The sequence below is a fragment of the Enterovibrio nigricans DSM 22720 genome, from assembly GCF_900167155.1.
Taxonomy (GTDB): Bacteria; Pseudomonadota; Gammaproteobacteria; order Enterobacterales; family Vibrionaceae; genus Enterovibrio; species Enterovibrio nigricans.
This window is the reverse complement of record NZ_FUXU01000063.1, coordinates 1-24,739: the sequence shown is the minus strand read 5'-3', so window position 1 is coordinate 24,739 and position 24,739 is coordinate 1. Positions and strand designations below refer to the sequence as shown.

Sequence of the window (24,739 nt, the reverse complement as noted above, 5' to 3'; positions counted from 1 at the left end):
ATATTATATGAACCGCACAGGTGGATGGCAATTTCATGGTTGGCAGAAAATCGCCAACATGGACTGTCACTTTAATCTGGTTCAGATAGCCCAAACCCCAATTAAAAGGCATGTGAAAATCATAAGCAAAGCTACGCCTTACGATCCCTTCTATGAACCTTACCTTAAAGAGCGTAAGCCAAAGAAACTGGGACGAAACTCGTGGTTTGATCCTGTCTTAGCTGCATTGTGATTGCTGGGTAACGTAACACGCCTTAGCGGAGGCTTGAGCCGTATGCAGTGAAAGTTGCACGTACGGTTCTTAGGAGGGCGGCACTTGGTAACAAGTGTCGCCTATCCGACAACATAATGCTTAAACGCGGCGGCGGTTTCTTGAGGACGAGTGATAAGGCGAGATTGCGCGGCTTCACCCACTAAAACTTGTCCGTCGTCATCAACACTGACAACGGACGGGGTTAAATACTGGGCGAGTGCGTTCGGGATGAGTTCCGATTTGCCATCTTGCCAGACAGCAATCGCACTGTTGGTTGTGCCTAAATCTATCCCGATAGCGGCAGGTTTTTTATGGGTCATCCACACTTCCAATGTATGTTTTTCCCAGTAATGCCTTTCAGTCCATTTCCAATGCGGAAATGCGCATCATCGTTGAATACTGGGGCGTTAACCTAAGAGATATATACCCAATAACACCCATGCGGCAATAGCCAATGTTTCGATGACAACCATCAAAATGGGCTCATACCCAATCGTAAACAGTTTCTTCACCGAGGTTTTGATACCCAGTGCCGCGACGGCAGAAACCAGACACCAAGATGAAAGACTCGACAATGAACTTGTTACGCCTGCCGGCAAAATATGGGTGCTATTTATGGCGACGCAGAGGCAAAAGCCTATCACGAAAAAGGGCAGGAGGGGAATGTCAGCCTTTTCGCTATCCTTGTCAGGGTGGCGACGAAAATACAGCGAAAGCAGGAGAATAACCGGAACTAACAGAGCGACTCTGAGTAGTTTAGTGATGGTGGCGTATTCACCAGCCTGTGGAGAAATGGAATAACCTGCGCCAACAACTTGAGCTACATCATGAATGGTGCCACCGAGGAAGATCCCCGCAAGACGGTCATCAAACCCTAATAGATTTACGATGATCGGATAAATGACCATAGCGATCGTGCTAAAAGCGGTAACGGCAATCACAGTGAACAGGGTATTTCGTTCACTGTAGGGATGCTTGGGTAATACCGCTGATATTGCTAATGCGGCAGATGCACCACAAATGGCCACTGAACCACCCGTTAACATGCCAAATTGAACGCGTCGTCCAAACAATTTGGCGACGAGCATGCCGATTGAAATGGTCAGTGCAACCCCACCAGCAACCCATGCAAGCAGTTCCCAACCAAGTGACATCATCTCTTCAACGGTGATACGCAGCCCAAGTAGGGCCACCCCAAAGCGCAGCACCTTTTTTGCCGCGAATTCAATGCCGGGCTGGCACTTCGGATCAGTGGCGAGAAAATGAAAGGCGATCCCCAGTAAAAGCGCGAATAGCATTTGTGGTGCGCCATAATGTGACGCGAGAAAAGTGGCCGCGGCAGCGACGGTGACGGAAAGTAAAAGGCCGGGCGAAAGGGACTTAACGTTGTCTCGTGCCTCTTGTCGGCTTGGGATATATTTATGAAGTGAGAGGGGCATAAAACGTCCTGTTATAATGCGTAGCTTGCTTAATAAAATCTCTAACTATTGGCCAAATCAACAAGTTCTTCGTAAAGCGAGTCTATCAATTCCAACCCTTGGGATAATACTGCTTCCCTTCTCAATAATCGCTTCTCACCAGGAAGTCGAACATCTTCTTGATCGGTCATTTCTCGGAAAAGATGCTCTAAGCGTTCTGAAAAATGTGTGCCGGTGACGTTGGGGTCTATGGCGATAACGGCGTGGCCAATCGCGGGTGGCTCGCCATCAGTATCAAAGAACGACGAGGCTTCAAATCCATATAGCGCACCAGTGAGTGATGCAGAAAGCACTTCTACCATCAAGGCCAGCGCTGCGCCTTTCGCGTCGCCAATGGGAAGCATTGAACCTTTTACCGCAGCGTTGGGACAGGTTGTTGGCGTGCCATATTCATCAATGGCCCAATCGTCTGGAATGGCTTTGCCTTTTTTTCTGGCCAGCAGCACTTTACCGCGTGCGACTTTGCTGAGACTCATGTCTATCACGAGTGGAGGGACTTCATCTCTTGGGCAAGCAAACGCAATCGGGTTGGTGCCAAATAGAGGGCGATGCCCACCCCACGGTGCTATGGCGCTTGGACTGTTTGAAAATACCATGGCAATACAGCCTTGTTTTGCAATACGCTCGGCGTGAAATCCGGCCTGACCAAAATGGTGGGAGCGATAGACAGCACCCAGTGCTATTCCTTGTGCTCTTGCCATAGCAGGCAGGAGCGTGACGAGTTTATCCATGGCGGGAAAAGCAAAGCCAAGTTCAGCGTTAACCTGGCAAACCCCGGGCTTCGAGGTGGAGATTTTAGGTGTTGCATCACCAATCACTTTGCCGACTTTGACTTGTTCGACATAGGCACTGAGACGAGATAGACCATGACTAGGCTGTCCATCGATCTCTGCTTGGACAAGAGCATTAGCGACGGAGGTCGCATTGCTTGAGGAGACACCCACATTTTCCAATGCCCTAACGGCTAAGGACTTAGCGTCAGAAGGATCAATAATAACAGGCATGGCGAACTCCAGAATATCTGAACGGTCCTTTAAGAATAAGGCTTTCTAGCTAAGGTAAAGAAAGGTGCTGATAGTTCAGCACCTTAATGCGGGCAGTTACGCACTTCGATAGAGTTTGGTCAGCACGAATTCACGGTGACCAAGAGATTCTGCAGCCGTGTAACGACCGTTTGCAGTGCGAAGCGTCATGTCGATAAGTGCATCACCCGCTGAGTCCATATTCAGCTCGCGGGCAAGGATGCCTGAAACGTCGACATCAATGTGCTCGCCCATGGTGCGCACAGTACGTGGGTTTGCGGTGATTTTAATGACGGGGACAATCGGATTACCAATGACGTTGCCTTGACCTGTTGGGAACAGGTGAACGGCGAAGCCAGCTGCCGCTTGCAGCGTCACACATTCCGCAGCAGCAGAAGATGTGTCCATAAAGTAGAGGCCTGGACCTGCTGCTGGGCGTTCCGCTGGCGTCAGCACGTCAACAAACTGCGTGGTTTTACCGATTTTCTGGTAGTTACCAAACGCCTTCTCTTCGATGGTGGTGAGACCGCCCAAGATGTTGCCTTTGGTGGGCTGGCTATCAGACAAATCCGATGTTTTGTGTGGTTCAATTACCTCATCCATGTATGCCTGCCATGTGTTGAGGAACTTCTCACCAATTTCAGGGGAAACAGCGCGCGTTGCACAAATTTGCTCTGCACCGGTTAACTCTGACGTTTCACCGAAACACAGGGTTGCGCCTTGAGCCGACAATTTGTCGCACAAATTACCAACCGTTGGATTTGCCGCAAGGCCAGAGGTGGTATCAGACTCGCCACACTTCATTGAAATCCACAACTCACTGACATCGCACTCTTCACGGGTGAGTTCACTCGCTGCTTGTACATATTCTTTCGCCACGCGAGACGCAGAAGCAATAGTATTGATGTCACCGTTTTGCTCGATAGCGAAGCCTTGAACTGGCTTGCCTGATTCCGCAATGCCTTCAACAACGCGGGCTGTCCATTCGGGTTCAATACCGATGACCACGACCGCAGCCACGTTCGGGTTGCAGCCAGTACCAATCAAAGTACGGAAGTGAAGTTCCAAATTCTCACCGAACTGCAAACATCCGTAGGGGTGAGGAATCGCTAAGGTGCCTTTAATGTTGTTGGCAACAGCTTCACAAGCGGCATTCGACAAATCATCTAATGGCAGAATAATGACATGGTTACGTACACCGACTCGGCCATTCTCGCGGCGATAGCCCATAAATTTATAGTTGCTCATGGCTTACCACCTCTTTGTTTTAACGTTTTGAACGTGAACATGACCGCCTTTAGCGATGTCCGCGATTGCTTTACCGATGTCGTTGTCATACTTCAGGATAGTGTCACCATCCTTGATATCATTGAGTGCCACTTTGTGGCCGAGTGGGATGGCATCCAGTGCGAGGACTTCGATGGTAGAATCCGTGTCCATTACCCATCCAACAAGTGTTTGGCCAGCTTCTAAGCCCTCAACCACAATTACGCCGACAGAGTCGGTCGAGTCGTGGACGAGAAAATCTGGTTTTTGCATTTTCATCTCCTTTTGAAATAAACGGTCTCTCTTTTCTTGGGTTACTCGTCGGGACGCAGGACCACTTTCGCTGCAGCAATGCGCCCATTAAGTAAATCTTCAAAAGCATCCGAACCTTCGTTGAGCGGACGTTCCTGAATCCAGTCCAGCGCACCTAATGCGCCGTTATGCATTGCTTCTAGCGTGGCTTTGAAGTCCTGCATGGTGTAGGTGTAGCTGCCTGCAAACGTCACTTCTTGCAGAGTGAATTTACGTACATCCAACCCTTCAACGCTGTCTTGCAAGCCAACATGAATGATCACCCCGCCGGGTTTTACGGCGGAAGATGACCCTATTCGTGTGTGTTTGTTACCAACGCAATCCACCACAAGATCGATGCTATTGGCGGCGACTACGTCGTCAGAGGTTGGGTCGAACACACTACAGACATTGGCGGCTTCGACTGTTTCACGGCGAAGCGCATTTGTTTCAGCCAGGTAAATTTGTTTGCAGCCCTGAGCATGAAGCGACAGGGCCGCGGCCAGACCGACCGCGCCGCCGCCATAAACCAGCGTTTTACATTCAACCAACGGGCGCTTGCTAAGTTGTGCGCCTTTAGTGACGGCATGCCAGCCGGTGGCAATAGGTTCAGCCAGTGAGGCTGTAGAGAGTGACATACCGTCTGGCACGGGCACGAGATTGCGTTTTGGTATCGCCACAAATTCGGCAAACGCCCCTTCACGAGGTGGCATGGAAATGATTTCGCGTTTGCCGCATTGGTTGGCGTACCCTGTCAGGCAGTGGTCACACTCGCCACAACTGACTAACGGATTAATGACCACGGCTTGGCCTTCCATCTCGCCACTTCGCACAATTCCAGCGCCTTCGTGCCCAAGAATCAGTGGGGCAGGGCGGCGCTCGTCGTGCCCGAGGTAGGCGTGTAAATCAGAACCGCAGATACCCACCGCACTGATTTCAACCAATACCTCGCCTTGCTTTGGCGTTGGCATGGGTTCGTCGCGATACGTCATTTGTTGAGGGCCGGTGTATACCAGTGCTTTCATGTGCATGTTTACGTCCTTTTGCCTACTTCGCTGTATAGCCGCCATCCAGTGAAATCATTTGCCCACAGATATAATCTGACGCGCGAGAGGCGAGAAAAATTGTCAGGCCGTCAAAGTCTTCTAACTGCCCATTTCGGCCTATTGCCGTCATTGAGGCGTGGTGCTCAGAAAGAGCTTTATCGTTAAATACCTTTTCAGTGAGCGGGGTTTGGAAAAAGCCCGGCGCAATGGCATTGGTTGTTATTCCTTCTTTCGCCCATGCTTCCGCCATTGCACGGGTCAGTTGTGCGACACCGCCTTTTGATGCGCCATACGGCACGGAGTTGGCAAAGGCGCGATAAGACTGCAATGAGCCAATATTGATGATTTTTCCACGACCTTTTTCGCGCATACCGGGTAGGCAAGCTTTCGCGAGAAAGAAGGGAACAGAGAGGTTTAAGTTGAGGGTCATGTCCCAGCTTTCCAGAGAAATATCATCAGCGGGCTGGCGCAGGTTCACGCCAGCCGCATTCACCAAAATGTCTGGCGCGCCAAAATTGGTGTTCACGCGCTCAATGAATTGGGGCAATGTGTCGCGATTGAGCAGGTCGACTGTTTCAATGGCTGAGTCACCCCCTTCGCCAGCAATGAGCGCGGCCGTTTGTGCCAGCGTTTCGGCATGGCGGCCTGCCAATACGACTTTTGCGCCCGCTTTCGCCAGTGAATATGCGATGCGTTGTCCGATGCCTGATCCAGCACCTGTGACAAGTGCGACATTGCCATCAAGGCTGAAGAGGTGGTTAATTACATTGCCTGCCATTCCTTGCTCCTTGCTTATTCCGGTTGCAGATTGAACTGATCATCCGGGAAATATTTGGCGAGGCGCGCGTCGCCTGTTTTTGCGTGTGCTTCCATGCCTTCCAGACGAGATATACGGGCTGTTACCTGTGCAACCTCTTTGCTTGCTTCTCGGGTAGAGCGTTGGTAGGTCACGACCTTGATAAACTTGCCTGCGCTCAGGCCGCCTGTGTATTTGGCCGCTCCTTTTGTTGGCAGAATATGGTTAGGGCCGGAGGTTTTATCACCGAATGCAACGTTGGTTTCCTCTCCGAGGAAGAGTGAACCGTAGTTGCGCAGGTTTTGAAGCCACCAGTCGAGATCGGCAGCGTGTACCTCCAGATGCTCTGAAGCGTATTCATCACTGACTTTTACGGCTTCTTCTCGTGTGTCATAGATAATGACTTCGCCGTAATCTCGCCATGCAGCCTCGGCAGATTTGCTGTTGAGTTCGGGGAGTTCAGCAATCAATTCCGGTAGACGTTTCATCACGGTTTCCGCCAACTCTTCAGAGTCGGTTAGCAACCATGCTGGAGTGTTTGGGCCGTGTTCTGCTTGACCAATCAGGTCAACAGCCACCAACTCAGGGTCAGCATCTTTGTCAGCAATGACCATGATTTCAGAGGGACCTGCAAACATGTCGATACCCACGCGGCCGTAAAGCTGACGTTTTGCTTCTGCGACAAATTGGTTACCGGGGCCAACCAAAATATCTGATGGGTGCCCGGTAAATTGCCCAAATGCCATGGCGGCGATCCCTTGAACACCCCCTAAGTTAAGGATGGTGTCTGCACCGCAAAGGTTCAGGGTATAAAGGATAGCGGGATGTACACCTTCTTCGCGCCCCGGCGGCGAGCAGGCAACGACATGGTCGACGCCAGCCACTTTGGCCGTGGTGACAGACATAATCGCGGAAGCGATATGAGAGTAACGACCGCCAGGCACATAACAGCCAGCGGCCTGCATTGGGATAAGTCGCTGCCCTGCGAACAAACCGGGAGAAAGCTCGGTTTCGAACTCTGACAAGCTATCGAGTTGAGCCTGTGCAAAATCGCGAACGCGGTCGTAGGCAAATTGAATGTCTTTCTTTAGTTGCTCAGGCACCTTGTCTGCCGCCGCGTCGATATCGGCTTGTGACACGACGATGTTGCCTTGCCAATTATCGAACTTGCGGGTGTATTCAATACAGGTTTCTTCGCCGCCCTGTTCGATTTCTTTCAGCATATTGGCGACGATTGTGCGGACGTCGTCTTCACCTGTCGCAGCAGTTTTCTCTGCTTTTTTTAGATACTTAACAGCCATGTCGTTAAATTCCTCGTTAAATTTTGGGTGCAACTTCCCTGTCCGGCTTATTCGGGAATAAGCCGGAAAGGGTAATTATTTCAATCTTTTATAACGCCCAGAGCGAAAGCTCAGGGATAAACGCCAGTAGCAGAACTACCGTCAGCATGGAAATCACGTAAGGCCCCGATCGCGCGGCAATCTTAAGTACCGAGGTCCCTGTTATTCCGGATACAACAAAGAGGTTTAGCCCAAGTGGTGGCGTAATAAAGCCCACACCGAGTGCTGTTACCATCATGATGCAGAACTGCACATCAGCCATACCGATCTCCCTCGCGAGCGGAAGCAGTATGGGTGAAAGGATCAGAATGTTGGGTGTTGTTTCCATAAAACAGCCAGCGACAATCAAGATGCCAATCATGATGAGGATCAGTACTGTGCGACTGTCAGTAAACGATGTCATGGTTTGTACAAAGGCTTGTGGTACTTCCAACGCCGCCAGCGTTTGCGCCAAGGGCAAACTCAACACGATGATTGGAAGGATAACCCCGTTTACCTTCGCCGAGCTTTCCAGCATTTTCGGGAAGTCGCTGATTTTCAGCGTACCTTGGAACAAATCAATGATAATGGTCACCACAACCGCGACGGCTGCTGCTTCGGTTGGCGTGAATACACCAGTGTAAATACCGCCAAGAATGATGACGGGTACGAGCAGAGCGTAGCGAGCGTCGACGATGACCGAAAACCAACGCTTGATGGAGAAGCCTTGTCGTGCGTTTTCGTAGCCGTGGATTCGGTTCATGACCACGTTGGTCATCATGATCGCCATCATAACCATGATGCCGGGAACTGCGGCTGCCAAGAAGAGTGTTGACGCAGAGATACCTAGCACTAAGCCAATGATGATGTAAGCGATGGAAGGTGGGATCAGGATGCCAGTACAAGCACCTGCCGCAACCAAGGCACACGCATAGGGCTTGGGATAGCCTTGCTGAACCAATCTGTCGATGGTCATACGACCTACAGCGGCTGCACCCGCAGCATCTGAGCCTGAAATACAGGCGAAGAAATCACACCCCAGCACCGTCGCGCTACCAAAGCCAGCTCTTGCTCCGCCCACACTGGCTTCTGCAACATCTAAGAGCTTATTTGAAAGCCCGGTGCGCACCAATACATCCCCAGTGAGAATGAAAAGGGGAACTGCAATTAACGCAAAGGCATCAATACCATCAAACAGAGATTCACCGAACAGAGATAAGGGCAAAACGTCTGTGATATAGAGTAGGGCAATGGAACCCAATCCCAACGATACCCAGACCGGCACAGCGAGTGCTATCAGCACCAACATGGCGATCACGGGGGCATAAACTCCCAGCCAAGTTCGATGGAGGTTTGTTGAACGTAGTAATTCAGCATCCGTGCCTCCTAGTCAAACAGCTTGTTGCCTTCAAACACAGGCGTATTCTGTGCGAGGCTGCGAATATCCCGACGCATGGACTGCGCCAACCGGAATATCATCATTGAAAAACCCAATGGCACTGCGGCCATAAACCATGCCTGGCTGATCCCTAAACCATGGGTGACGGATCCAAATTTCAGCGAAATTTCAATAGGGTGCATGGACCAATACAGTGCAAAGAGTGCGACGACTAATGTAGCGACATCACCCAATAAGTAGATGGCGGCTTTCCCTCGGTTAGGGAGGTAGTGCAACAACACATCTATACGAATATGTGCGCGCTCTTTTACCGCTGCTGATGCACCTACCCAAGCGAGATAAATAAAGGCGTAGCGTGCAACTTTTTCACCCCAAATAGAGGAATAGCTGAAGACAAAGCGTCGTAACACATCCATGGCAATAGTGAGCACGATGGTGGTGTAGAAAAACAGCAAAAGCCACCGTTCTCCGTTCTCATCGATTTGTTTTAAGAGATTCATTTCGTTCGTCCAACATCCGTTTTAGAGAGAGCGAGTGGCTGCTCGGGTAAGCGCGGAGCAGGTCTCACCCGAGCAGCGTTTTACTCAGCTATTACACGTCGTGCACGAACGGGCCGTCATTGTTGTTGGCGGCATCCAGTAATTTATCAAACGCCGCTTTTGAGCCTGCTAAGTCATTTTTGAAGGAATCCCATGCTGGAAGCTGGTGGCCGGCTTTTGCAGCCCAAAGTGCCATTTCATCTTTGTCAGGCGCATAGAATTGAACGCCTGCCCTGCTCAGTTCCGCCATGGCATAAGCGCGCGCGGCAGGGACTTTGGCAAGGTTCTGCAAAGAGGTCACTTCACTGGCGAATTCAATCCCTTCTTGAATGTTGGGAGGTAGGCTGTTGAACCATTCGAGGTTACAAGAGAACACCTGAGAGTCAGGAACCGAGCGGTTAAAGGTCACCCAAGACAACACATCTTTGAAACCGAAAACATTGAGTGCTTCTACGGATGGGTCAAGTGCATCTGCAACGCCTTGCTTGATGGCTGACGGTGTTTCCCCCCATGCAACTGGCGTAGGGTTAGCGCCCAATAGGCGATAGAACTGCTGCAAAATTTTCGAACCCGGTACGCGGAATTTGATGCCTTCCATCTGGTCGGGCGTTTTAATGGGGCCTTCAAGGCCATTGCGCAAGGCGACGACACGAGGATCGATAACCACATACCAAAGTGGCTTGAAGCCTTTTGCTTCCACTTTAGGATGAATTTCGCTTTTCCATGCGTCAGACGTGACCAGATTTATAAATTTCTGGTTCTCGCCGCACCAGTAAGGAATGTTGATGAGGTCAACAGCCGGCGCGAAAGGGGCAAAATTCGAAAGAGAGTGTTGTGCGGCCTGAATGGTGCCAGCTTGTACTTTTTGTGCCAATGCACCACCGGCACCAAGTTGCCCACCGGGAGCCAGTTTCACGTAAACCGCCCCGTTGGTCATGTTCTGGATGTTCTCTTTAAAATCGAGTTGCATGATGGGGTAGCTGCGGGATGCACCAATGATATATGCCGTCGCAATCGTCATGGTGTACTTCGCTTGTTTCTGTCTTTCTCGTTCTTCGTTAACCGCAGCTTGTGCTGTCGTCGACGATAACAAAGCGCCAGAGGCCCCTGCGACAACTGCGGCCGTAAACCCCACTTTCTTTGCGATTTCCAGGAAACGGCGACGCTCTGCATTCTGAGGGGAGTCATCCTTATGGTGAACAGACATAGTTCTACTTCCTTTCTGCGTTTTAGTTACTCAGTCGAATGGCTATTAGCGTCCTTTTCTGCAAACAGCATTGCGACAACGAAAGTCAGCGCTGTAAGCAGGAGTAACAAAAACTCCCCTACATCACTGATACGAAAGAGCGCTGGATCCCCTGAAGCAATCTGAATTTTTGTGCCGATGACATTGAGGAAATACAGAGAAAAGAAAAACAGAGAAGGTAAGTAACGCTTCTTAATGTTAAAAACAGAGCTCATACATTCAGCCTCATAACATGTGGAACTGCCAATGTGGTCACTTATTGTTAGTTATAGCAGTAACCGCAATGTAGCGAATATGTTAAATGTAAGCGGTTACATTTTGAAGCGTAGTCGCTGAATAAATTCTCTGTCAAGTTTTAGGAAGGACAATTTTTCAACAGCGCTATAATTAGCTAAAGTCTAATAAACGCTCAATCTTGAGACGAATTAGAGAAGAAAGCAGCGAAAACAACACCATGGCTAAAGAAACGAATTCATCTCGTAAACGCTTACAAAAACGAACATCCGACTCACCCAAAGCTGAGGATGTGGCAAGAGTGGCAGGGGTATCGACTGCGACCGTATCTCGCTATCTCGCCAATCACCATTCGGTGAGTGAAAAGCGTGGTAACTTGATTCAAAAGGCCATTGAGGCATTGGGTTATATTCCCCACGGTGCGGCACAAGCGTTAGCGTCTCAGCGAACAAAAACCATCGGTGTGATTGTCCCAACCCTAGACAACGCAATCTTCGCTGAGGGCATCCAAGCGTTTCAGCGACGCTTGCAAGAAAAAGGCTTTACGCTGTTTATTGCCAGCTCTGATTACTCTTTGGATGAAGAGTTGGCACAAGCAGAAAGGCTTGTAACCCGCGGGGTTGAAGGGCTGATGCTGGTGGGGGCAGAACATCATTCTCAGTTATTCGAGATTCTCAAAAAAAAGCAAATTCCTTACCTTTATACCTGGTCGTATAAACCGGATCTTGGCCATCCTTGCATTGGGTTTAATAACCACCTCGCGTCTTCGCGTCTCACTCAGTATCTGTTGGATTTAGGACATGAGGATTTTGCCTTGATCCCGGGCATTGTTCACGACAACGATCGCACCAGAGATAGGCTTGAAGGATGTTTGACGACATTAAAACAAGCGGGGGTTCATGTGCCAACAGATCGTATCGTTGAATGTCGTTATGATTTTTCTGAAAGCCGACAAGTCATGAAAAAATTGTTGGCAATGAACCCGCGGCCGACAGCCATTATTTGTGGTAATGATGTCATCGCAATGGGAGCGTTACTTGAAGCGCAGCACCAAGGCATCATAGTGCCTGATGCAATATCTGTTGTGGGGTTTGATGATTTAGCATTGTCGTCTCACTTTCAGCCTGCATTGACGACTATGCATGTGCCGTCGAAAGCGATGGGAGAGAGGGCAGCAGATTATTTACTTGCCCGCTTGGAGCATGAAGCTGTGCAAGAGTGCCATGAGCTGGAAGCGAAGTTGGTGGTAAGGGCAACGACAGCCAAACCTCAAAAAAAAATCCCCGATTAATCGGGGATTTTTTATTGGGATTACCAAATCCAACTTGTGTCTGTATTGGGTATTCGTTTTTGGATTGGGGTTGTACCGTCATCAAACCAAACTTCTGCGAGTAAGTAGTACTGTGACGTCGTATTGACGATGTCGACAGTACCTTGGCCGTTAATAAGCTGTGCTGCGACCAATCGGCTGTTGTAATCCGCGGAATAGCTACCATCATTGTTTGCCGAAAAGTTGCGATACAAAGTGATGGTCGCATTGGACGCTGCATAACCGGTGACATCTACCACAAAGCTCTGTTGCACATTTGGATTGTAGGAGAACGAGTTTGGAACAACCATTGAACTCATTGATGTGGCCGAACTACCAACCGTTGCGGGTATGTTCGCGACACCGCCTGACGTATCGACCAACATTGATGCAGAGTTAGAGCTAGTTCCCTCTTCCTGAGGTGAGTTATCAGTGGTGACGCCAGTCGTTACAGTTTCTCCGTCTCCACCACCACATGCAGTGAGAAGGGCGGTCATCGCGATAACTGAAATATATTTATGAATAATCATGATGCTTACTCCTCTACACTGTAGTATTTGTTTTCGGTTGCTTTTTCGAGCAAATACCAATCCACGTTATTCTCACCACCTGACTCTGCATAGCCCGCAAGTTCAGAATAGACTTCTACTACGTCAACATGTTCGCGCGGCCAGTGCCAATCGTCAGGTACAAGGATTGCCCAAGGTAGGTTGTCTGATGTTTTGAAGTAACGGTTTGTCGCTGGGTCGCTAGAGTCTGACCACCATCCGTACCAGTATGTATCAAATTTTTCTGTTGGGGCTTGGTCTGGCAAGTGGACCTCTAAACCGCGACCTGGGTTATACCAAAGACCATCACGAACATAAGCACCTGGCGTAGCGAACATAAACGGATTGTATGGCATAGCAGAGAGAGTGCTGGTATCAACATCGGCGTTGAAGTAGATGTCTAATTCAAATTCGAACGACAGCGCTTCCTGACAATGCTGAGCCGTGCGGTAGTACATGCAGCCAGCTGGAATTTTTGTTTTCAAGTCTTCAGCGATAATGAAAATTGCTTCCGTGGAATCCGATTCCAGTCCGTTTTCTGCTTGTTCTACACCGTTATAAGAAAGCGTTGTAGTCGCAGCAATGTCCTCACGGTTTAATCCTTCAAGTCTAAACGCAAACCCGTTGTGATAGCCTGCACCATATGCCGCTAAGTGACCTTGGACGTGGACTCGGGTGATCTCATTGGATTGGTCGAGAGTCTCTGTGATTTTGAATTTGATTGCGACATCGTTCATGTCGAAATCACCTTCTTTCGGCCAGTTATCTTCAAACGCAATGGTTGCGTACTTGCTGGCACTAGGGTAGTAGCGCAGTGAAGAGCCATTTTCCATGATGATAACAGGATGATCTTCAACCTCACCAGTGGTTGCACCACCGTAGTAGTCAAGTCCGGATTGCTGTGCGAAACGGAAACGTGCCCAGCTAGAGCCCAGTGTTGCACCGGCAGGAACTGAAATGTTGTAAGCATTCGAACCTGTGTTGGTGAGACTGTCGGTGATGATTTGTTCGCCACTGTCTGCGAAATCGCCATCGCCATTCCAATCTATCCACGCTGAGAGGTAGCCGGACGTTGATGCTTGAACAGCGATTTGTGCATTTTGACCTGCTCTCAAGCTCGTCACAAACCCGACACCATCTTCATCGGCAACGCCTGCTTTGTTGTCATCCAATGGAGACTGGAAGCCATCGGCTTCGCTGTCAGGTGCCACTGAACCGAGGTAGTAGCCAGAGTTGATTTCGTGACGTGGGCCGTTCGATGCCAAAAGCGTCATATATGAATCGGGTGCATCACCAAAGTCGATGGTGGAATCTTCATCAATCACAGGTGCATCTTCACAACGCGCCCCGTCGTTTTGACCAGACTGAGGCCCATCTGCAAACTTAACCGCGGGTACAACGCCGCTGTCGATTTTCGCTTGCGTTGATAAGTCGATGCGGTAAATGTTGCCATCTGAGTTACGTGATATGTAGTAGTACCCATCGACATCGAAGTAGCCCGCGCCGAATGTACCAGTAACACCGATATCACCGATATAGTCCGTTGAGCCGTCATCTGTGCTGATTGTGTACAGCTTGCCGTTGCTGTTGTTCACCGCGAACAGCTCATCGTTGTGTGGGTGGAATGCGAAGTCCGTAAGACCAAGAGAGACACTGTTAGTGATCGTCTCGGCAGTCAGTGTCACGGTTGGGTCCGAATCTAAAGGTGAGAGATCGATTTTGTACAGACCGTGGCCGTTGTTGTAGAGATAGTAGTAACGGTCATAAACGTCACCAACAAAAAAATGGGTGTTGGGAAGGCCGGTTACACTGACTGTTTCAGCTTGAAAGTCACTGTCTAAACGCACAACACTTAGCGAGCTTTTCTCAAACCCGTAGATGTATTTTTGCTCAAAGCCATCGCCATCACCAATGCCGTTATCAAAGCCGATAGCATTAATACCTTGATTGGTAAGGCCAACATCATTGGTGACGAGTTCAGTAGAGCCTGTAACAAGGTTTACGGTGTATACCTGAACAGGCTTTGATTGAAACAAAAATGCCTTGCTTGGGCAGGTTTCAAAAGGGCCTGCTGATGCGAAGGGAGACAATAATACGAGCCCTGTCAAAGATAACTTGTAAGACATAGGATGCTCCTTTAGTGAGTGTTGGTAACTACAACACAAGGAACGTGCCAAAATTATATTGTTGAAAAATAAGGATTAATATTTGGTCGTCATTTTGGGTGATGATGTTTTTATCAAACTGACAGTCATTACCAATAAAGGAAAACGGGGATTTCTCATTATGAGAAATATGTAGGGCGGGAAATAATAGATAATGGCGTCTCATCATATAGCGGTGGATTTTAGATTTCATAGAAGTGATTAAAAAGCCACGCTGAATACAATCCTATAGCGTGCGGTTTCTGGCGATTCCAATGAAGGGAGAGATGATGAAAAAGACAATACTGCTCACCGGTGCGACGGATGGCATTGGTCTGGAAACAGCGAAAAGATTGGCTTCTGAAGGGCACACTCTGCTGATTCATGGCCGAAACCCAACGAAACTGGACAAGGTGGAACAAGGGCTGAAAGCAATTGAAGGTGTCAGTTTTGTAGAAAGCTTTGTTGCAGACATGTCCTCGTTGCCCGACGTGACAGGTTTGGCGAATGCGGTACGAGCGAAACACCAGCATATTGATGTGCTGTTGAATAACGCGGGTGTGTTTCATATGAATGATGCGTCGACAAAGATAGGGATAGATGCAAGATTTGTGGTGAACACCATTTCCCCGTATTTGCTGACTACCTTGTTGCTTCCTGCAATGACTGCAAACAGCCGCGTTGTAAATCTGTCATCAGCAGCTCAGGCTCCGGTCAATTTCAATGCGTTGGAAGGAAAGGCGCAAATTGACGACGATTTTAGCGCGTATGCGCAAAGCAAACTGGCGATCACGATGTGGACACGCATACTGGCGGATCAACATGGAACATCGGGCCCGGTGTTTATCGCGGTCAATCCTGGCTCAATGCTGGCAAGTAAGATGGTGCAAGAAGGCTTTGGCGTATCAGGGAACGATTTGTCTATTGGTGTCGACATTTTAGCGCGTGCCGCTTTGTCCGAAGCGTTTGCGAATGCGTCAGGCAAATATTGGGACAACGATGCGAAAACCTTCGCTTCGCCACACCCTGACGGTTTGGATGATGTAAAAGCGCAAGCTATTGTCGATACGATTGAACGCATCATTGCGTAGTGATTGGAAAAGAAAGCCCTGCAATGTGTGCAGGGCCTTCTCGTCTAACGCTTTATACGTTTTTGGGTGACAAATGCCAACGCAAGATAGAGCAGGGCGAGCCCCCATAGCTGGGTAATAAACCCTTGCTGGCTTTGGAGTGTGGCTCCCATCTGATTCAATTGTATTGTTGCTTGAATCGTAGGCGTTGAGGGTGACAGTTGTGCGAGCCCGCTAATCCAATCTGGTAGGGCACTGATTGGCCAAACGAACCCAGATGAGAACAGCAAGGGCATTGAGCTGAGTAGAACCGTTAGGGTAATGATTTCTGGCCGCTTTATGGCCGACCCTATCAAGGTTCCTGCCCCCACCGTAGCGAGAAGGAAGGGTACCATGATCATTGCCAATGTCACGGGCTCCGCTAAACGATTCACACCGTTAAAACTCAGACTGCCGCCGAGATAATACATCGACATTACACTGTAAATCGCAAACAGAACAAGGGTGCGAACGGCCAAGTGACGACGTCCGTTTCCGGTAGAACTGGCCTGCAACATGCCAGAAGCGATCAACAGAGTTTGCTGCAAAATCAGCATAAACACGCCTGGCACAACATAGTCACCGTACCCCGTTGAAGGGTTAAAAACCGGTACCATGTTGAGTGAAAACGGTATGTACTGTTTTTCTGCAAGTGGTTGAGGGATATCGTTCATCATGGCTTTCACCACTTTGACGTGCGCACCCAACGTGCTGCCAGATGACACCGCGCCTTCAACGATCGTGCCATAGACAAGGAAGAATGATGCATCCCCACCTACGGAAATGACCGGGCTTTTCCCCATCAATAAGTCACGGTAGAAATGCTGCGGAATGACAATAACCCCTTCAATATCCTTATCTGCTATGTGCGTGCTGGCTTCGGACTCCTGACTCAGGTTCATGACGATATTTAGCTGCGGGGTTGCGTTGAGCATTTGTATGAAGGCTCGGCTTTGCTGACTATTATCATGGTCGACAACGGCTACCCTGAGTTCCCGAGGGAGCTGATGATCGTAGGGTAGCGGGTAAAGTAAGGAGTAAATAACGATGCCGCCAAACACGGTAAACACAACCGCAGGGTTGCTGAACAGGTTTTTCACTTCTTGGATAAAGATGCTTTTCCAGTTCATTTCGATACCGCCATATTTTTGTTAGAGGCACCGTTCGCAATTCGTCTGACTTTGATGTATACGATTGCCCAAAGCGCACTAAAACAAGCCAATGCGAGAATTTCCGGCGTCGCTTGTTTCAACGTTGCACCGTAATTAAATTGTCCAATTTGAAGACTGATGTAATGGCTTGCAGGCAACATTGCGCGCCAGCACTGCGCGAGAAAGGGCATATCCGTTGCCGGAAAGCTAACCCCCATAAATGCAAAAGCCGGAGCCGTAAAACCCGCCACCAAGCTCATTGCCCGAACCACATTTCGCGTTGCGGAATACAACAGCGCACCGATCGCCAAGCCGGCAGACACCATCAGCCCTTGTACGGCGAACACAATGAGCCAACTGCCATTCATCGGCCAACCAAGCGTCATGTGCATTGATAGAGCAAACGCAATGCCCATTAACCACAAGGGTAAAAGCAAGCTGCAAAATTTCGCAGCCAGTGCTTTCGAAGCGTGGTTGGCAAAAGCCTGCACAAACCCGATTCGCTTGTCGGTGAGTGCCATCGACAACATGCCGCTTGCAACGATAGCGATTTGCCAAAGTGCGGGAATAATGGCGGAGACCAAGAATTGGGCATAGTTAGTGCCACTGTTAAACAGGGGAACCAACTGAAAACGGACAGGAAGGGATTGCCCAGCCGCTTGCGCTACAATCGTGGTGCCCTGAAGCATGCGTGCTTTGGTTTCGACCATCGCGGCATACGTGCTCTGACTTTGCATGATGGCTGAACTGACCAGTTTACCGATAAGGATGTATTGGCTGTTGTAGAAGGCGGTAACGTCAGGTGACTCACCACGGATGACCGACGCCTCAAAACGTTCGGGAATCACGATAGTCGCGAACGTTTCCGCACGGTTAAGCGAAGCAGAAGCACGTTGAACATCGCCGAATTTGGTGGTGGCAATGGTTGGGTTGGCATCGTAATAACGGACGAGCGCACGTGACATCGCACTGTTGTCCATATCCACGACGCCAATCGGTAAATCTCTTGCTGTCCCTGCACTAAAGATGGCCCAAACAAGCAGAAAAAGGCCCATGGGCAATACACAAAGCAAGGCCGTCAGCCATCGATCAGTGCTGATGAGCGTCCACTCGTTTATTACCGAACCGGCAAAAGAGGGGGCTTTCATGACTTATCCCTGCTCGTTGGCTTCAGAGACCAGCACGCTCATGCCAGCTCGCAGTCCTTGAATTGTTGAGACAGGGCGCGCTTCTACTTCAAACGTGCGCATGTCGTACCCTTTTTGATTATTGGTTGCGCGCCATGTTGCGAAGTCGCCCATCGGTGCAACATGCGAGACTTTAAAGCGATACGCTTGTTCACCCAATGCAGGAATGGTTGCATCGAACTCGGTACCTTGTTGAAACTGACGCAACTTGTCTTCACGGACATTAAACACTGCCCATGCGTCATTCATGTCGATAACAGTGACGACGGGGAAACCCTGAGGGGCCAGTTCACCTGAGTGCAATAAAATTTGGCTGACTTCGCCCTGGTTCCAGCTGTGGATTTTGGTGTCGTTGGTGTAAGCCTCCACTTCCGCCACGGCTCCTGCAGCCATTCGCGCTTTTTCCTGTGCGGCACGTTTGGTTTCTGTTCGTGCACCCGCCTTGGCCATTTCATACATTTGATGCGCGGCGTTTTCCGTGTATTTGGCGGCTTGCCACTGGGTGTATGCTTCATCGCGTTTCTGTTCTGCGGTGACGCCTTCAATATAGAGCGCATCAACACGGTTATACGTTTTTTCAGCCAGCTGCGCAGCGGCTCGGGCTTTCTGCCACTGGTCTCTTGCGGCATTGATTTCCTGAGAACGGGCTCCGCGCTCTGCTTGTTCAGCCATCGCATCTGCGGCTTGTTGTCCCGCTTTCGCTTGTTCCAATTTCGCTTCTAGCTCAGGGCTGTAAATCGTGAAAATAAGGTCACCTTTTTCAACCTGCTGTCCCTTACGAACCAGCACGTCATCAATGCGTCCCGGCACCTTAGAAGACACGTTGTATTGCTGTGCTTCAATTTGCCCTTGAAAGCGTTCAGGTTGAGGCTGGTAAGCTTGATAGAAACTGTAACCGACCCAACCAACCAACGCGCAAACAGGCACGGCTAGAAATGCAGATTTTAATTTGGTCATGATCGATTACCCTTGAAGTGAAGCGTGATGATGGATGGATGAGGCCGACTGAAATTCAGGGAAGCGGTTCATTTCACCGCTGATAGCGAGCAGACGGCTTAGTGACAGCACGTATTGATAAGACGCCGCAAGCTGTTGCGTTTTAATGCTGGCGAGATACAGCTCCGCATCAACGACATCGAGGGACGTAGATAAACCTTGGGAAAACGCCTTTTCTCGCAGTTTCAGGTTCTCTTGTGCTAACTGAATGCTTGAAGAAAGCCCTTGATACTGCTCGATGGCCTGACCGGCTTCGCGCCACGTCTTTTCAACTAATAATGACAAATCCTGCTCGGCTTGTGCGCGCAGGTAGTTAACTTGAAGGGCTGTGCTGTGGGCAGCTTTGACCTTATCTGAACGTCCACCGTTATCGAACAAAGGAATGCTGACGCCCACGCCAACCGCCCAATCGGGCGTGAGTTCGGCGGTCAGTGAATCCCCTTCATACAGGTTGTAGTTACCGTACAGGAACACTTGTGGGTAGTACTTTCCTTTTTCCATATCAATCAGGCCATCGGCTTGTTTGCGTTTTGCGTCCAGAACTTTGAGCCCTGGGTAGCTGGATAAGGTCTTATCAAGGAAAGGTGACATCGCAGGGGCATTGTCTTGTGTAAAGAGTTCGCTGCTCGGAATCGGAGTCTGATCGGTTTTGACCATGGCTTTCAGTGCCGCTTGCGTTATTTCTAAATCCCGCAGCGCTTTCATTCGTGCAGTTTTTGCTTGGTCGTAAGACACCTCAGCTTGCAGGCGTTCCACACGCGCAATCTGGCCCTGAGCTTCCATTTTCTTGGCGTGAGAGAGGTGTTTGTACAGACCCTCTTCAACGTCAATGCGGGTTTGAACAACTTGTTCCGCCAGAACGGTTGCGAAGTAAATTTTCGCAAGGTCTTCGAATTTGGCTTGCTGCTCCATTTGCATCAGATAGGCTGCTTCATCGCGTTGTGCGGTGGCAATGTCTTCCGCTGCCAAAATGCGCCCGCCGGTGAAAATCGGCCAGATTGCCCGAATTGAGCTGGTGTAAATGTCGCGGTCAGCCAGTGTCGTGGTTGCAAGACTGTCGAGACTGCCGCCGATACCCGGAAATAACCCCGCTAACTGATGGAGTGAATCGCCACCGCTCATGTGTTCCATGAGTTGCGAGGGCTTAAGCTCAATATTCTGGTCGAGACGCGTGTAGTTACCACTCAGTGAGACACTCGGAAGATGATGGGCTGAAGCCGCATTACGCATGTGATCGGCGCGTTCTAGATTCGCGCGTTTAGCGGCAATGGCATCACTCTTTTCTTGAACAGATTTCCATGCCTCACTAAAGCTCATTGGCTGCGTATTGGATGATTGTGCGCTGGCGAGAGGCGAGAAAATCGCGAAAGCACAGCACAGGCTTATTAACCGTGCTGTGAAGGAAAAAGGTGTCTTTCTGATAAACATCGGATTTACCAACAAAGGGGAGAATGGCGCTATTTTAGAGTTAATACTCTATGAAGGCCAGTGTTAATTAAAACGGTGTTTTTTATGAATGCTCTGTTTTAACAAAACAAAGGGTAAGTTGTCGTCTTGCGGTGAATAAGATCAGGTTGATAGCGGGTTTACATAGTCAAACAGCGCTTTCTCTATCGCATCAATGGCCATTCGCACACCGATTGGTGCACTGCTATGGAAAGGGTGTATCGCATACACATTGACAAGCGGCATATCGTGGTCAGGCAAACAAGGCTGTAGGTTGTTGTTTCTACGCACGACAAAGTCCGGCAATATACCCACGCCATAACCCGACTCAATCAGCGCCATGGTGGTTTGCATGGCATTTGTTCTATGACGCGCGTGTATTGAAGGCAAAGGCTTTCACGTGTAACACGGTTCTCTAATACATGCTCAACAGGCCTTTGCTGCCATTGATGGACGATGTAGGGTGTACTGCGAAAATCACCGGAAAAGGCCTTTGCACAGCAAAGCACATCTCTGAACTCTCCGATCCGTCGCTGCTTATAATTACTCGGTGCTGACTGTCCCGCACGAATAGCCAAATCGATATTGTTTTCCATCAGATCGAGTTGGTGGTCGTCGTTAACCAAATCTAACTCAACGTCTCGATACTCAGAAAATACATCTAACAAAGCAGGCACAACAAGAGAGGCCATCAGCGCGTTAGGTGCCGTGATTCTGATCTTACCCTTTGGTACTGTTTGTTGGGTTTTGATCTCTTCCCATGCCTTTTCGGCAAGCCTGTGCATATCGCAGCAGTGCTTATAGAACTGCTCGCCAGAGGGCGTGAGTGCTTGTCTGCGCGTCGTTCGCTTCAGCAGTGTTGTCTCCAACTCATTCTCTAATTGCTTAAGCGATTGGCTTATCACCGACTTAGAGACATCCAGTTTTTCTGCGGCTTTTGTTATCGACCCGGATTCAACAACATTCATGAATACGGTCATTTGTCTAAGATTCTGCATATTGTCAATGATTTCAGAACAATGAATTTTGTTTGACTAATGAATTAATGTTAATGCGGAAATGACTCAATAACGCTTCTTATTAATAAGAAATGTCCGAATTTTCGTCCAGCTTTAAAGGTTGTATATGGCGGCTGTTGAACAATGAAACTTTAACGCACAGTGCGTTATGCATGATAAATATCACAGTAATAATTTCAACAACATGGAATACTCCGCGCCTCCGCTTTATGTTCGTTTTTGAGTTATGCTGAACAATCTTTTTCTCTCATTTTTTATGGTGTGCTTTTCATCAAGCACTTTCGCCGCAGCCAGTGTTACCAGTAAGCATGCAGGCAGTTTGCGGCACATCAGTGGCGATACTATTCATGAAATATCCATCAATCCGCTACGCAAAACACTCACTATTGTGGCAAATGCGCGTGCGTATAAATTTATCGGGTTAGATGAAATCGAAGCAAAAAAGCTGGCGGAGCGTATATTGAAGGGAAAGTCAGAAACAACGGTAGATTTGAGTAAATATTCGCTCACTTCATATTAAAATAATTATTGCCTCCCTGCTTTTTCTACCATCGTCTCGCTGTATTACCTCCTCATGGCTATAGTAGCTTGTTATACAACGGGAGATTACGTAAAGCGGGGCGGTTATGAAACTGACAATTGGTAAGCTGGCTGATGCAGCAGGTGTTCATGTAGAAACCATCCGTTTTTACGAAAGGAAGGGGTTAATTATCCAGCCACTGAAACCCGTTGAGGGCTTTCGTCAATATCCCTCAGAGAGCTTGCAACGAATACATTTTATAAAACGGGCACAGGATCTTTGGTTCACACTAGACGAGATCTCCAGTCTTTTAAAGCTCGGGGATAGTGATTGCCTAGAGGCTCAAGCCTTAGCGCAGCAAAAGTTGGTACTGATAAGAAAGAAGATCGCTGATCTTCAGCGCCTCGAACGTAAACTCAGTAACTTAATTACCCAATGTTCCAGCATCCCTAACTCTTCATGCCCTATCGTTGATTCATTTAAAGAATAGCCACTTGACTCCGTACCTAAGTACGGTTGCTACATTGAGCAATTGATACTTAGCGACTGGTGCTATTCATGAACATAAAACCTACCATCCCTTTGATCAGTGGAATAATAGCCGCTATTGGCGCGAGCTTATGTTGTACGGGTCCTCTGATATTCCTGCTGCTTGGTGTTAGTGGGTCATGGGTAAGTCGCTTAACGGTGCTAGAACCGTATCGACCCATTTTTTTACTTGTTGTCATTGTCACATTCTTTTTCGCCTCAAAGCGTGTCTTTCGGCCTATAGAAGCATGCAGCCAAAATTCGGTGTGTGCGAACCCTAAAACACGAAGATGGCAAAAAGTTATCCTGCTGCTCTCCTCTATAGTTGCGTTGATTTTTGTGGCAACGCCATATTGGATACCATTATTCGCTTGAAGGAACGGATATGAAGCTATTGATATTGGCACTCTTAAATGCCGCGGTCTTTACCCCTGCTCTGGCAAAAGAGCAGATCGTTGAGTTGGATATACCGAGTATGAATTGCCCTGTTTGCCCGATAACGATAAAGGTCGCGTTAAAAAGGATTGATGGTGTATCCAGAGTCGAAACATCTCTTGTAAAGAAAAGCGCACGAGTGACCTTTGATGATGAGGCAACTGACATCGCACATTTGGAGAAGACAACCGCTGAAGCCGGTTATCCTTCAACAGTAAAGAAGGATAACCGTCGTGAATAACCTTGTCCTAGAGTCAGAGATAACATGCCCATATTGTGGAATGAAAAAAGTAGAAACAATGCCAACCAATGCATGTCAGTGGTTTTATGAGTGTGAAAAGTGTCACGCGCTTCTAAAGCCTAAGCAGGGAGACTGCTGTGTCTATTGCTCCTTTGGTAGTGTGCCTTGCCCTCCTATACAGGAGGAACTAGCGAATGACAGAGTAGGATGTTGTCGTCCATAACAAATTAAGGATTTATCGTAAACTTCTTGTGTGTAGAGCCAGCGAGAATCTGAACCTAGGTTTACGCATTGATGAAAATCTCTTGCCGGCTCTTTGTCGATGTTTGGCGACACCCTAATACCTTACCGCTAAATAGGTTTTCAACAGAGCAAAGGGTTACCGTTTTACGTTGAAGGGATCTCTCCGTGTCAACCGCCATTTTCTGCCTTCAACCCGCCATGCAAAACCTTCTCGTTTTGGTCAAGGTTTGCGCACTCACTTTTGGCATCATTTTCAGTGCGTCGGGCAACAGCCTGATATTTTTGCTGCATGAAATCTGGGAAGGTTTCAGCGAGTTTATGATTGAACGCAATAGTCCATTAGGGACTGATTTGTTCTCCTTCTTTATTAAAATTCCTGTTTTCACGCTATGAAGGAGAAGCTGTAAATAACACCGTTCTATTAATGTGAATATCAAAAACATGTAATGACAATAAGTTGGCGCCTGATGACTTTGTTATATTTATTATTTCATGGTATTCAATTTGCGCCTTTATGGTGTTGGCTGTAATGTGTTGTTTTGTAGTGATTATTCATCTCATGTATAAAAAATACTCACAAGTTAATGTGTGGGGTTTTATATTTATTGGCGGTTTTTAGAAGTCTTTAAATGTTATTGTTATTGAGACTTAATAAAGCGTGCTGAATTGTTAGTATCGCTTGTTGAGGGCGGGGTCTGATTTTAAGTTTGTACATATGACTATAAAAAAGTAGATGACCGCTCTTATTTTTAGGTTTAGCAGTAATTTCGTGACATTCACGAAGCATAAAGGAGATGTTTTAATGCACACCAAGAGGTTGCTCTGTTTTTTAATTGCGTTTCAGTGTTCATTTGTCACTCAGGCGGATGTTCAGTTTCCGCAACCACCGGGCTTTGTTGCTTAATTCGGTTGGAAGACATGGCAGCCTAAAGTTGTTCGGTTCTTAAGCAATATACTGAGTTTCAGGCATACCC

General features: G+C 48.6%; 28 protein-coding genes and 1 pseudogene. 9 read left to right on the top strand and 20 right to left on the bottom strand.

Annotation, left to right across the window (positions count from 1 at the left end):
- Positions 1–232, top strand: a pseudogene (locus B5D35_RS17640) (group II intron reverse transcriptase/maturase); the annotation flags it as partial.
- Positions 233–333: 101 nt separating this feature from the next.
- Here the strand turns inward: B5D35_RS17640 and B5D35_RS17635 are convergent.
- The 12 genes from B5D35_RS17635 to B5D35_RS17580 form a co-directional block, all read right to left on the bottom strand.
- Positions 334–573, bottom strand: a complete 240-nt coding sequence (locus tag B5D35_RS17635; protein WP_078753846.1) for an Hsp70 family protein — start codon at positions 571–573, stop codon at positions 334–336.
- A gap of 87 nt (positions 574–660) precedes the next feature.
- The gene (locus B5D35_RS17630; RefSeq protein ID WP_078753845.1) at positions 661–1,692 is read right to left on the bottom strand and encodes a YeiH family protein; all 1,032 of its coding nucleotides are present in this window, start codon (positions 1,690–1,692) and stop codon (positions 661–663) included.
- 41 nt (positions 1,693–1,733) lie between these two features.
- Positions 1,734–2,735 carry an Ldh family oxidoreductase gene (locus B5D35_RS17625; RefSeq protein ID WP_078753844.1) on the bottom strand — a complete coding sequence of 334 codons (1,002 nt, stop codon included), beginning with the start codon at positions 2,733–2,735 and terminating at the stop codon, positions 1,734–1,736.
- A 96-nt stretch (positions 2,736–2,831) separates the two neighbouring features.
- Positions 2,832–4,001 carry a UxaA family hydrolase gene (locus tag B5D35_RS17620; protein ID WP_078753843.1) on the bottom strand — a complete coding sequence of 390 codons (1,170 nt, stop codon included), beginning with the start codon at positions 3,999–4,001 and terminating at the stop codon, positions 2,832–2,834.
- A gap of 3 nt (positions 4,002–4,004) precedes the next feature.
- The gene (locus tag B5D35_RS17615; RefSeq protein WP_078753842.1) at positions 4,005–4,292 is read right to left on the bottom strand and encodes a UxaA family hydrolase; all 288 of its coding nucleotides are present in this window, start codon (positions 4,290–4,292) and stop codon (positions 4,005–4,007) included.
- A gap of 41 nt (positions 4,293–4,333) precedes the next feature.
- A complete protein-coding gene (locus B5D35_RS17610; RefSeq protein WP_078753841.1) occupies positions 4,334–5,341 on the bottom strand; it encodes an alcohol dehydrogenase catalytic domain-containing protein in 1,008 nt (335 codons plus the stop codon).
- 16 nt (positions 5,342–5,357) lie between these two features.
- Positions 5,358–6,134, bottom strand: coding sequence for an SDR family NAD(P)-dependent oxidoreductase (locus tag B5D35_RS17605; RefSeq protein WP_078753840.1), 777 nt, complete (start codon positions 6,132–6,134; stop codon positions 5,358–5,360).
- Between the two features lie 14 nt (positions 6,135–6,148).
- On the bottom strand, positions 6,149–7,453 hold the full coding sequence (hisD, locus tag B5D35_RS17600; protein ID WP_078753839.1) for a histidinol dehydrogenase: 1,305 nt from the start codon (positions 7,451–7,453) through the stop codon (positions 6,149–6,151).
- 88 nt (positions 7,454–7,541) lie between these two features.
- Positions 7,542–8,780 (bottom strand): TRAP transporter large permease, encoded by a 1,239-nt coding sequence (locus B5D35_RS17595; RefSeq protein ID WP_101210310.1) that lies wholly within the window; start codon positions 8,778–8,780, stop codon positions 7,542–7,544.
- 77 nt (positions 8,781–8,857) lie between these two features.
- On the bottom strand, positions 8,858–9,370 hold the full coding sequence (locus B5D35_RS17590) for a TRAP transporter small permease (protein WP_078753838.1): 513 nt from the start codon (positions 9,368–9,370) through the stop codon (positions 8,858–8,860).
- A 91-nt stretch (positions 9,371–9,461) separates the two neighbouring features.
- Positions 9,462–10,616: a TRAP transporter substrate-binding protein gene (locus B5D35_RS17585; protein ID WP_078753837.1), complete on the bottom strand. Its 1,155-nt coding sequence runs from the start codon at positions 10,614–10,616 to the stop codon at positions 9,462–9,464.
- Between the two features lie 26 nt (positions 10,617–10,642).
- The gene (locus B5D35_RS17580; RefSeq protein ID WP_078753836.1) at positions 10,643–10,870 is read right to left on the bottom strand and encodes a hypothetical protein; all 228 of its coding nucleotides are present in this window, start codon (positions 10,868–10,870) and stop codon (positions 10,643–10,645) included.
- Positions 10,871–11,109: 239 nt separating this feature from the next.
- Here B5D35_RS17580 and B5D35_RS17575 point away from each other — a divergent pair, with 239 nt between their 5' ends.
- Positions 11,110–12,180, top strand: a complete 1,071-nt coding sequence (locus B5D35_RS17575) for a LacI family DNA-binding transcriptional regulator (RefSeq protein WP_078753835.1) — start codon at positions 11,110–11,112, stop codon at positions 12,178–12,180.
- Between the two features lie 20 nt (positions 12,181–12,200).
- Here the strand turns inward: B5D35_RS17575 and B5D35_RS17570 are convergent, their stop codons facing one another.
- Together B5D35_RS17570 and B5D35_RS17565 are read right to left on the bottom strand one after the other, a co-directional pair.
- Positions 12,201–12,728: a hypothetical protein gene (locus tag B5D35_RS17570; protein WP_244556648.1), complete on the bottom strand. Its 528-nt coding sequence runs from the start codon at positions 12,726–12,728 to the stop codon at positions 12,201–12,203.
- Positions 12,729–12,733: 5 nt separating this feature from the next.
- On the bottom strand, positions 12,734–14,872 hold the full coding sequence (locus B5D35_RS17565) for an LruC domain-containing protein (RefSeq protein ID WP_078753834.1): 2,139 nt from the start codon (positions 14,870–14,872) through the stop codon (positions 12,734–12,736).
- Between the two features lie 308 nt (positions 14,873–15,180).
- Here B5D35_RS17565 and B5D35_RS17555 point away from each other — a divergent pair, with 308 nt between their 5' ends.
- Entirely contained in the window at positions 15,181–15,981 is an 801-nt protein-coding gene (locus B5D35_RS17555) for an SDR family NAD(P)-dependent oxidoreductase (protein WP_078753832.1), read from the top strand.
- A gap of 44 nt (positions 15,982–16,025) precedes the next feature.
- Here the strand turns inward: B5D35_RS17555 and B5D35_RS17550 are convergent, their stop codons facing one another.
- The 6 genes from B5D35_RS17550 to B5D35_RS17530 all read right to left on the bottom strand — a co-directional run bounded on the left by B5D35_RS17550 (position 16,026) and on the right by B5D35_RS17530 (position 21,747).
- Positions 16,026–17,129, bottom strand: coding sequence for an ABC transporter permease (locus B5D35_RS17550; protein WP_078753831.1), 1,104 nt, complete (start codon positions 17,127–17,129; stop codon positions 16,026–16,028).
- Positions 17,126–18,298 (bottom strand): ABC transporter permease, encoded by a 1,173-nt coding sequence (locus B5D35_RS17545; protein ID WP_078753830.1) that lies wholly within the window; start codon positions 18,296–18,298, stop codon positions 17,126–17,128. Before B5D35_RS17545 ends, B5D35_RS17550 begins: the two co-directional genes overlap by 4 nt.
- 3 nt (positions 18,299–18,301) lie before the next feature.
- Positions 18,302–19,294, bottom strand: coding sequence for an HlyD family secretion protein (locus B5D35_RS17540; RefSeq protein WP_078753829.1), 993 nt, complete (start codon positions 19,292–19,294; stop codon positions 18,302–18,304).
- A 6-nt stretch (positions 19,295–19,300) separates the two neighbouring features.
- A complete protein-coding gene (locus tag B5D35_RS17535; protein ID WP_078753828.1) occupies positions 19,301–20,761 on the bottom strand; it encodes a TolC family protein in 1,461 nt (486 codons plus the stop codon).
- A 141-nt stretch (positions 20,762–20,902) separates the two neighbouring features.
- Positions 20,903–21,133, bottom strand: a complete 231-nt coding sequence (locus B5D35_RS25420) for a type 2 periplasmic-binding domain-containing protein (protein ID WP_332870370.1) — start codon at positions 21,131–21,133, stop codon at positions 20,903–20,905.
- Complete coding sequence (locus tag B5D35_RS17530; protein ID WP_342068300.1) at positions 21,112–21,747, bottom strand: LysR family transcriptional regulator; 636 nt, start codon at positions 21,745–21,747, stop codon at positions 21,112–21,114. The genes B5D35_RS25420 and B5D35_RS17530 overlap by 22 nt, the downstream gene beginning before the upstream one ends.
- 277 nt (positions 21,748–22,024) lie before the next feature.
- Between B5D35_RS17530 and B5D35_RS17525 the strand changes: the two genes are divergently transcribed.
- The 6 genes from B5D35_RS17525 (at position 22,025) to B5D35_RS17500 (ending at position 24,158) form a co-directional block, all read left to right on the top strand.
- Positions 22,025–22,318, top strand: coding sequence for a hypothetical protein (locus tag B5D35_RS17525; protein ID WP_078753827.1), 294 nt, complete (start codon positions 22,025–22,027; stop codon positions 22,316–22,318).
- A 106-nt stretch (positions 22,319–22,424) separates the two neighbouring features.
- Positions 22,425–22,808 (top strand): mercury resistance transcriptional regulator MerR, encoded by a 384-nt coding sequence (merR, locus tag B5D35_RS17520; protein ID WP_078753826.1) that lies wholly within the window; start codon positions 22,425–22,427, stop codon positions 22,806–22,808.
- A gap of 68 nt (positions 22,809–22,876) precedes the next feature.
- Positions 22,877–23,221 (top strand): mercuric transporter MerT family protein, encoded by a 345-nt coding sequence (locus B5D35_RS17515; RefSeq protein ID WP_078753825.1) that lies wholly within the window; start codon positions 22,877–22,879, stop codon positions 23,219–23,221.
- 10 nt (positions 23,222–23,231) lie between these two features.
- Entirely contained in the window at positions 23,232–23,522 is a 291-nt protein-coding gene (gene merP, locus B5D35_RS17510; protein WP_078753824.1) for a mercury resistance system periplasmic binding protein MerP, read from the top strand.
- A complete protein-coding gene (locus tag B5D35_RS25270; RefSeq protein WP_198557068.1) occupies positions 23,515–23,745 on the top strand; it encodes a GDCCVxC domain-containing (seleno)protein in 231 nt (76 codons plus the stop codon). Before merP ends, B5D35_RS25270 begins: the two co-directional genes overlap by 8 nt.
- A gap of 185 nt (positions 23,746–23,930) precedes the next feature.
- Entirely contained in the window at positions 23,931–24,158 is a 228-nt protein-coding gene (locus B5D35_RS17500) for a hypothetical protein (protein WP_078753823.1), read from the top strand.
- Positions 24,159–24,739: the final 581 nt, after the last annotated feature.